The organism is Anabaena sp. UHCC 0253 (genome assembly GCF_009712085.1).
Taxonomy (GTDB): Bacteria; Cyanobacteriota; Cyanobacteriia; order Cyanobacteriales; family Nostocaceae; genus Dolichospermum.
Genome location: NZ_VILD01000014.1, coordinates 7,179 through 17,125, shown reverse-complemented (window position 1 = coordinate 17,125; position 9,947 = coordinate 7,179). Strand labels below are relative to the sequence as shown.

The 9,947-nt window shown below is 36.1% G+C and carries 5 protein-coding genes; 4 read left to right on the top strand and 1 reads right to left on the bottom strand.

Features of this window, described 5'->3' with window-relative positions; translation table 11 throughout:
- The 4 genes from FJR38_RS25850 to FJR38_RS25835 form a co-directional block, all read left to right on the top strand.
- The coding region (locus tag FJR38_RS25850; protein ID WP_168540332.1) for a tetratricopeptide repeat protein at positions 1-723 on the top strand (723 nt) is incomplete at its 5' end.
- A 159-nt stretch (positions 724-882) separates the two neighbouring features.
- Positions 883-1,686 (top strand): Rpn family recombination-promoting nuclease/putative transposase, encoded by an 804-nt coding sequence (locus FJR38_RS25845; protein ID WP_168540330.1) that lies wholly within the window; start codon positions 883-885, stop codon positions 1,684-1,686.
- A 677-nt stretch (positions 1,687-2,363) separates the two neighbouring features.
- Complete coding sequence (locus FJR38_RS25840) at positions 2,364-6,947, top strand: CHAT domain-containing protein (protein WP_168540328.1); 4,584 nt, start codon at positions 2,364-2,366, stop codon at positions 6,945-6,947.
- An 87-nt stretch (positions 6,948-7,034) separates the two neighbouring features.
- Positions 7,035-7,877: a hypothetical protein gene (locus FJR38_RS25835; protein WP_168540326.1), complete on the top strand. Its 843-nt coding sequence runs from the start codon at positions 7,035-7,037 to the stop codon at positions 7,875-7,877.
- Positions 7,878-8,065: 188 nt separating this feature from the next.
- Here FJR38_RS25835 and FJR38_RS25830 read toward each other — a convergent pair.
- A partial coding sequence (locus FJR38_RS25830) for a tetratricopeptide repeat protein (RefSeq protein ID WP_168540324.1) occupies positions 8,066-9,947 on the bottom strand: 1,882 nt, incomplete at its 5' end.

The following is a 9,947-nucleotide window of genomic DNA, read 5'->3' as shown; positions in this document are numbered from 1 at the left end:
GGAGATAAGCAAGGAGCAATAGATGATTTCAACCAAGCTATTCAGATTAATTCTAACTTTGCCCTAGCTTACTACAACCGGGGAAATGCTAAATCTGCTTTAGGAGATAACCCTGGAGCAATAGAAGATTACAACCAAGCCATTAAGATTAATCCTAATGATGCCCAAGCCTACTACAACCGGGGAAATGCTAAATCTGCTTTAGGAGATAACCCTGGAGCAATAGATGATTTCACCCAAGCTATTAACATTAATTCTAACTTTGCCCTAGCTTACTACAACCGGGGAATTGATAAATCTGCTTTAGGAGATAAGCAAGGAGCAATAGATGATTTCAACCAAGCTATTAACATTAATCCTAACTATGTCGAAGCTTATATCAACCGGGGAAATGTTAAATCTGAATTAGGAAATAAGCAAGGAGCAATAGATGATTTTAACCAAGCCATTAACATTAATCCTAACTCTGCTCTAGCCTACAACAACCGGGGAAATGCTAAATCTGCTTTAGGAGATAAGCAAGGAGCAATAGATGATTACAACCAAGCCATTAACATTAATCCTAACTTTGCCCTAGCCTATGGCAACCGGGGACTTGTTTATAGTCAACTTGGTGACAAACAAAAAGCCAGAGAAGACCTGCAACGAGCAGCGCAATTGTTCAAGGCTCAAGGAAATACTGCTGGTTATGAACAAACAATGGATTTCTTAAAAGGGTTGTAGAGAGTTTTTTGCTGATGTCAATTTTCAGCAAAAAGAATCTTTGGGGTGAGAAAATAATTGCTGATACTCAGAAAATGCTATCTACTCCTAAGATGAAAACTTTATTATCACAGTTGCGGTAATATCAACAGCACCGATCAGATGATATAATACCTGTCTATGTTTGATAACGTCTGCCGCTTTTTAGCAGAGTCATTTTCCGCCGATTTCGCCACCTGGTTAATCGGTGAATCCATTGAACTCACCCAACTCAGTCCATCCGAATTATCCCTCGAACCGATTCGAGCAGATGCGTTAATTCTGTTACAGTCAGATGAAATTGTTCTGCATATAGAATTTCAAACTGAACCAAAAGCCCAAATTCCCTTTAGAATGGCGGATTATCGGTTAAGGGTGTATCGCAAATTTCCCAATAAACGGATGCGTCAGGTTGTGATTTACCTACAACCAACCACATCCGAATTAGTCCAGCAAACAGCCTTTGTTTTAGAAAATACCCGTCATGAATTTGGCGTTATTCGTCTTTGGGAACAACCCAGCGACATATTTTTGAATACTCCTGGTTTGTTACCGTTTGCAACTCTCAGTCAAACTGAGGATAAAACGTTAATATTACAACAGGTTGCAGAAGCTATTGAGCAAATAAACGATACCCGAATCCAAAGTAATGTTGCTGCTTCAACGGCAATTTTAGCTGGGTTAGTATTAAACAAGAAACTGATTAAAAGATTATTGCGGAGTGATGCTATGCGCGAGTCTGTAATTTATCAGGATATCCAACAGGAAAAAGCTTTAGCAATTGTGACACGACAACTCCGTCATCAAGTCGGAACTGTTCCACCTGCACAATTATTGAAACTTGAAGCTATGGAATCAGAACAGTTAGAAGATTTAGCTGAGGCTTTACTTGATTTTTCGAGTTTAAGTGATTTAGAAGCTTGGTTAGCACAATATCAAGTTTAGCAATATTGGTCAGGGTTCAGCAATGCTAAACCCCTAAGAGGGTGAATGAACAAACTAACCCTGGCGACTAGAAGTCACGGCTACACAGGCAAAACCCACCTATTCCTGCGGAACGCTACGCGAACGTGGGTTTGAAACCCTCTATTTTCCATTAGTCCACGCAGGTGGACTTTGTTTGTGTAGTAGCGATTTATAATCGCCGGAAACTTGTTCAAACATCCTCTAAGTCCTCAGTTTTCATTGTCTGAATCAGGATGTCTAGGATTTAAATTTAAAATGAAGTTGCATAGAATAAAATATCAAGAATAATTGAACGCAGATAAACACAGATGGTAAACTGATGATTTGATAGATTTTATGATTATGTGCAGCCTCATATAAAATTGGTATTAGCCTATATATATTCAGTTTTAAAAGTGAGATAACAAAATAAAAAATAATCTCAAAAATCCCATCAATAACACTTCTGAACTACATCCTGTAAATCCTTAAATCCTGTACTTCGACTCCGCTCAGTAACCAAATATCCTGATTCTGACAAATTCTTGCAGTGCTAACCTCAAATTATGCTCTAATAAAATAAACTTTTGTAACAATCTCCGCCATTTGCGTAAAATATAGCCAAGAAAACCGAAATTGTCATAGAGGTGTTGTGCAGGGAGAGGAGTGGTAAGATCATGAACAAATTAGTTATCCTTAAGCTGGATGGTGACTTCCATGACGGCTTTCGCGTTAGTTTAGAAATTGGTGAAGATGGTGCGCTTCCCGATATTGAGCTAAGTGACAACACATTAAAATTACCTCCCCTTCCCACTTTACCTAATATTTATCAAGATTGGTCTAATAGTTATCGCAGTCTGGATGGATACCGCATTAAACCAAAAAAAAACCAGATTACTAATGTCAGGTTTCAATCTCTGAAAACGGAATGTCACACTCATACAGACATTCTCAAACAGCAATTTATTACTTGGTTACAAGCCGAGTCTTTTCGGCGGATTCAAGAACTATGTTTAACACAATTAACGACTGTTGATGAAGTGCGAGTAATTATTCGCACCAATGAAACTCAACTGCGAAAATTACCTTGGCATTTATGGGATTTATTTGATTATTATCCTCATGCAGAAGTAGCTTTTAGTTCCCTTTCTTCCCAAAGGTTTAAAAGAAGCGATCGCTCCCATATCCGCATTTTAATTATCCTGGGTAATAGTGAAGGAATTAACGTCGTTGAAGATGAAAAACTACTTCAACAATATTGCCAAGCAGCAGAAATCATTGTTTTAGTTGAACCTTCACCTTCAGAACTCAATCAATATCTTTGGGATGATACTGGCTGGGATATGATTTTCTTTTCTGGCCATAGTCGCACAGAGTTGACAAAGGGCAGAATATTTCTCAACCGCACCGATAGTTTAACAATGGATGAGTTGCGGTATGGACTACAAACCGCTGTCAGCAAAGGGTTACAGTTAGCTTTTTTTAACTCTTGTGATGGTTTAGGAATTGCAGCCGAGTTAGAAAGTTTGCATATTCCCCAAATAATTGTGATGCGCGAACCTGTACCAGATAAGGTAGCTCATCAATTTTTAAAAGACTTTATTCAACAGTTTACCAGCAGAAATTCTTTCTATCAATCTGTGAATATTGCTCGCAAAAAATTACAAGGTTTAGAAACAGAATATCCTTGTGCTAGTTGGTTGCCTGTAATTGTCCAAAATTTGTTAGCAACGCCTCCGACTTGGCAGAGTATGGGGGCTGTAGCTAGTTGTCCTTATAGGGGTCTATCGGCTTTTCAAGAGCAAGATGCAGCCTATTTTTATGGGCGAGAAATAGTGACGCAACAGTTAGTTGCGGCGGTGAAAACAAAGCATTTGGTAGCAGTGGTTGGGGCTTCAGGAAGTGGTAAATCTTCTGTGGTGTTTGCGGGCTTGATTCCCCAATTAAAACGTGATAAAAGTCAACATTGGCAGATTGTGTCTTTTCGTCCGGGGAATAATCCGTTAGAATCATTAGCTATAGCACTTCATCAAGGGTTAGGGACTGGGAAAGATATTTCTCCTAATTCCAGATTGCAGGAATTAGAATTGGAAGTACAGTTAAAACAGAGCAACAGCACTTTATCTAATTTCCTAGAATCGCTGATTAGCATTTCACCCCAATCACATATTGTATTGATTGCTGACCAATTTGAAGAACTCTACACTCTTTGTCAGGATACCGCAGAACGCCAAATATTTTTAGATAATCTCCTGAATGCAGTTAGTAGTGTTCCTGGTTTTACCCTGGTGTTAACCCTACGAGCAGACTTTTTTGGCGAAGCTTTATCTTACCGTCCCTTGAGTAATGCCTTGCAGGATGCTCAGGTTAACTTAGGTCCCATGAATGCCCTAGAATTAGAAAGTGCGATCGCTCAACCTGCTCTTAGTCTCAATATCCAATTAGAACCAGGATTAACTCAACGTCTGGTTGATGTGGTGCTTAATTCTCCTAGCCATTTACCCTTACTGGAATTTACTTTAACTCAGTTGTGGCAACGGCAACAGCAAGGACGGCTAACTCATCAAGCATACACGGAAATTGGCACTATCGAGACTGCACTGGCGAATCATGCTGAGTCAATTTATGCTCAATTGAATGCAGTTGATCAACAAAAGGTGCAACAAATATTTATTCAGTTAGTGCAGCCAGGAGAATACAACGCAGATATCCGGCGTTTGGCTATTCGTGGGGAAGTGGGGGAAGAAAACTGGAATTTAGTTACACAATTAGCAAATGCCAGATTAGTAGTTACGGACATTAATAAACTGACAAAAATTGAAACCGTAGAAATTATTCATGAAGCATTAATTCGCAATTGGCGCAGATTAAAACAATGGATGCAAACTGATGGAGATTTTCGCCGTTGGCAAGAACAATTAAGAACAGTAATGCGACAATGGGAAAATAATCAGAAAGATACGGGAGCATTATTGCGAGGTAAATCTTTAATTGATGCCCAGGAATGGTTAAGACAACGCCAAAATCAAATTAGTGCAAATGAGCAGAATTTTATTATTCAAAGTTTAGAACTACAGAATAAAGAAAGTCAAGCTAAAAATGCTGCCAGAAACCGCATTATTATGGCTTTAAGTGGTGGTTTATTAGGAGCATTACTATTAGCTGGTGTAGCTTTATGGCAACGGCAACAAGCACAAATTAATGAGCTAAAAGCCTTGAATTTATCTGCACAAGTATTGTTAAAATCTGGGAATGAGGTTGAAGCTTTTATCCCCACACTGAAAGTCATCAAAAATTTAGAGCAGTTAAATTTCTTAGATTCTCAAACTAAGTTAAGTTTATCTGTGGCTACTTTAGAAAATATCAACCAAATTCGAGAATATAATCGGTTACAAGGGCATAAAGGTGAGATTTCCACTGTTAAATTCAGCCCAGATGGTCAGCTTTTAGCTTCAGGTAGTGAAGATACTACCATCAAAATTTGGCGACGAGATGGGAAGTTACAGCAAACTTTATCAGGTCATAAAAATACGGTTTTTAGTGTTATCTTTAGTCGAGATCATCAAATGCTGATTGCTGCTAGTTTTGATAACACTATTAGTTTTTGGCGTTATGACTCTAGCACAAATTTATTTACAAATCAACCTATTTTTAAGTTAGCAGAACAAAATGGATTATTAGCAATATCTCTCAGTCCAAAAGGTAAAATTCTAGCAACTGCTAACAGAAAAGGAGAAGTAAAACTGTGGACATTAAATGGACAACTCATCAAAAAATTTACCGCTCACAAGCAAAAAGTTTTTGGTGTAAGTTTCAGTCCAGATGGACAAACTATTGCTACTGCAAGTGCTGATAAAACAATCAAACTTTGGAATCTTAAAGGTAAAGCTTTAAAAACATTACCAGGTCATAGTGATGAAGTTTTTGCTGTAAAATTTAGTCCAGATGGTAATATTTTAGCCTCTGCTAGTAAAGATAAAACTGTGAAACTTTGGGAGATTAATGGACAATTATTGCATACCTTTGAGGGTCATAGCAATGAAGTTTTAGATGTGAATTTTAGTCCAGATGGCAAAACCATAGTTTCTGCTAGTGCTGATGATACAGTCAAAGTCTGGATGATACCCAATGACTTAAAAAATGACTTAAACAAAGATTTCACATTTTCTTCCCAACTTCCAATTTACACCTTTTTAGGACATGGAGATAAAGCATCGGAAGCTAGTTTTAGTCCAGATGGCAAAACTATAGTTTCTGCTAGTGCTGACGGCACAATTAAATTGTTGCATTTGCAAGGTATTTTACCTAATTTTTCTGGTAATAGTGTGAGTTTCAGTCCAGATGGAAATACTGTTGCAGTAAGTAATAAACAGGGAATTATCAGCTTACGACAGCGTGATGGAAGTTTGCTAAAAAGTTTTTATGCCCATGAGGGAGAAATTATCAAGGTACTGTTTCATCCCACTGGAAAAAATATTATCACTATTGGCGTTGATAATCAAATTAAATTGTGGAATCTTGATGGTAAACTTATCAAGAGTTGGCAAGGACATCTGAAGGATAATAATAGTATATTTAAGCCAATTCAAGATATAAGTTTTAGTCCTGATGGTCACAAGATTGCAACCATTAGTAGAGTAGATAAACAAGTTAAAATTTGGGACTTACAAGGGAATTTATTAAAAAGCTGGCAAACGAATGATAAGTTACCTACAAATATTAACTTTAGTAGAGATGGTCAAACTTTAGCAACTGCTGGAGATAAAACAGTAAAACTGTGGAATTTAGCAGGAAAATTATTGAGAACTCTTTCTGGACATGAGGCTAATATTGCATCTGTAAGTTTTAGTTTAGATGGAAAAATAATTGCTACTGCTAGTGCTGATTCTACAGTGAAACTTTGGGATAGTAAGAGTGGTAAGTTATTACATACTTTACAACATCATCAAAGTGTCAGAAGTGTAAATTTTAGTCCTGATAGTAAAACGCTGGTTTCAGCTAGTGGGGATAAAATCAGTTTTTGGAATTTGCAGGGGGAATTAATTTATAGTTTGCAAGGAAGTGAAGATAATCTTTTAGAAGTGAATTTTAGTGCAGATGGAAAGATGATAGCTTCTGTAGATATTAATAATCAGATAACTTTGTGGGATTTGGATATTCATGGTTTACAAAAACGTAGTTGTGATTGGTTAAATGAATATTTACAAGAAAATGTTAATTTAGTTAAAAATGAGGATAAATTATGCGAAAATAATCGTTAGTTTGTCAGAATCAGGATTTCCAGGATTTAAGGATGAACAGGATTAAAATTAGGATTTTATTACCAATTACCAATTACCAATCACCTTATGTCTACCTTAAAGTTACCCGTCGCTTGTCTAAGTTTAACAATCAGTTCCCTGATGATTTTTGGAGGGAATTTTTACAAAGTTGAAGCTTCTCCAACTCAATCAATACAAATATCAAATAATTGGCTTTTACAAGGTAGAATAAAGGCAAATCAACAAGATTACCAAGGAGCTATATTAGATTTTACACAAGCTATTAATCATAATGATAAAAATGCAGAAGCATATTATCAACGAGGTTTAATTTATGCTAAATATGCACAAGAAAAGCCTTTAAATCCTGATGGAACTGTACCGGGTTGTAGGAAAAAGGATGATTATATAATTATTTGTTCGGTGGAAGTGAAAGATAGAATTAAAGAGTATAAACAGAAAGCTATTGCAGATTTTACTCAAGCAATTACAATTAACCCTCAATATACAATAGCTTATCATCAACGGGGGTTAATACAAGAAGAAACCGGACAAAAAATAGCAGACTTCCAGATAGCAATTCTACTGTATTCGCAAAAAAGTTTGGCTTTTTTAAACGGAAGTAAATTTCCAGAAGCAGCAGACTTATTAAAGATTATTGATAAATTACAGACTGAAATAGAATCACTGAATAAGATAGCGGATTTACAAGACCCAGAAATAAAACATCCTCTAAATTCTTCAACTATTTCTCCTGATTCCATTGAAGAATTAAATAATCAAGCTAATGCGGCTTTAGATAAAGGAGATATAAAGACAGCAATCCAGAAGTTCAGAACTTTAGCTGTCAAACTGCAAGAAAAAAAGGAATATCAACAAAAATATCAGCAAATACAGCAAATTATTGTAGAACTTGAGAAACTGAGATAAGTAAACTGTCAGACAATTAAATCCCCGACGGGTGCAAAAAATCGGGGAGATGAGATGTCTATTGATATGAATGCAACTGTGATAACAACATTTTCATATTTAGAGTTGATAGTAATTTTTGAGTATCAGCAATGATTTTATCCCCCAAATATTTCTGTTCAGAAAGTTGGTATCTGCAAAGAAAATATCTACAACTGGGTTAACAAATTGTTTAATATATTCCTAGTTTCTTCATAAGCAGCAGTATTTCCTTGACTTTGGAATAATAACGCTGCTGCTATGAGGTCTTGAATTCCTTTTTGTTTATCACCTAGTTCAAAATAAATATAACCGCGGACAACATAAATGCCACCGTTATTAGGAATAATTTTGATAGTGGTGTTAAAATCAGCTAGTGCTAATTCCCATTTTTTCTGCTCTCTGTAAACAAATCCACGACCTATATAAGGTGTAGCTAAATCAGGATTAATTTTGATAACGGTGTTAAAATCAGCTAGTGCTAATTCCCATTTTTTCTGCTCTCTGTAAACAAATCCACGACCTATATAAGGTGTAGCTAAATCAGGATTAATTTTGATAACGGTGTTAAAATCAGCTAGTGCCAATTCCCATTTTTTCTGCTCTCTGTAAACAAATCCACGACCTATATAAGGTGTAGCTAAATCAGGATTAATTTTGATAGCGGTGTTAAAATCATCTAGTGCCAATTCCAATTTTTTCTGTGTATCATAAATAATACCGCGACTGTAGTAAAAAGACGCACGAGGGCTGATATAAATGGCCTTAGTTATCGCTCTTTCTGCTGCTATATAGTTTTTTAAATCAGATAATACATTAAACTTCACATTATACAAGTTAGGATTATTTGGTTGAAATTGAATGGCTTTATTGATTGCTACTAAGGCTTTATCTAGTTGCTTTAATTCCCTATAGACTATACTTAGTTTACTCCAAGCAAGAACAAAATCAGGTTTATATATTACTGCTTGCTCTAATGTTTGCAATACAGCTATAGCTTCTGAATTATCTAAATCATCTGAATCTTGTCTATTTGACCATAAAGCCAAACTTTTACCATAGTAAGCTAAATGAATGAATTGCGGCTTCAGTTTAATTGCTCTATCAAAAGCCTCTAGAGCAGCCTCATAAACGCGTAAACGCCACATTTGATTTCCTCTTTCTATCCATTGACTAGCGGTAGTATTTCCTGAAGGAATGTTGAATGATAATATTGTTAATCTAATATGCATAACTTGTTGTTGATTTAATTGTGGTGCTGGGGTAGTTTCTACCTTTTGTGCTTGTGCATCCAGTCTGTTTGCTATTGCTAAAAACGTACTGATAGGAATACCTAAACTATGACCTATTTGTACTTTCCCTTCACTACTCCCAAAATCTTTTGTTTCTTCATCAATAGCTATTTCTGCCTCAGAACTTCCATGAATACCAATTACTCTTCCCTGGGTATCTAATACTGGTCCACCACTCATGCCTCCAAAAGTGATACTGCTATAAACTAATTCATATCCTCCTGTTAAGGAAACTGGACTTGGAATAATACTTGTTAAACTACCAACACTATTGTTTTTAAACTCTGATTCGGTAGTTTCAAATAATCCTTGTTCTTTACTAAAAATATGCCCTATTGTTAACCGCCAAGGTGATATTTCTCCTAATTTTGGATACCCCGCAGTTAAGATATATTCATAATTTTTCGGGTTATAGCTTGCCAAAGTTGCAATTTGATATGTGGCGGAACTTCTAAATTTAACTACTGCTAAATCTACTCCTTTTTCTACTTTAATGCTGCTTTTTTCTACAGGATATGGTTTTCCATCTGGGGCAAGAATTGTATAGGTACAAAATGTACATGGTTTGAAAACATGACCAGAAGTTAAAACTGTGTAAATATCCCCTTGTTTTGCAATAATTACTCCTGAACCGTTATCACGACTATCGTTTTTACTACTATCAATTCTGACTGTAAACTGTTTAGCTTTTTGTTCTATTTCTCCTAACCATAGTGTTAATGCTGTTTCTGGTACTATTCTGGTACGATTTAGTTCTGCT

What these genes read in the sequence shown, in the direction of transcription:
- FJR38_RS25845 (WP_168540330.1), top strand. Translation starts at nt 883, where the DNA reads ATGTTTGATAACGTCTGCCGCTTTTTAGCAGAGTCATTTTCCGCCGAT.
- FJR38_RS25835 (WP_168540326.1), top strand. Translation starts at nt 7,035, where the DNA reads ATGTCTACCTTAAAGTTACCCGTCGCTTGTCTAAGTTTAACAATCAGT.
- FJR38_RS25840 (WP_168540328.1), top strand. Translation starts at nt 2,364, where the DNA reads ATGAACAAATTAGTTATCCTTAAGCTGGATGGTGACTTCCATGACGGC.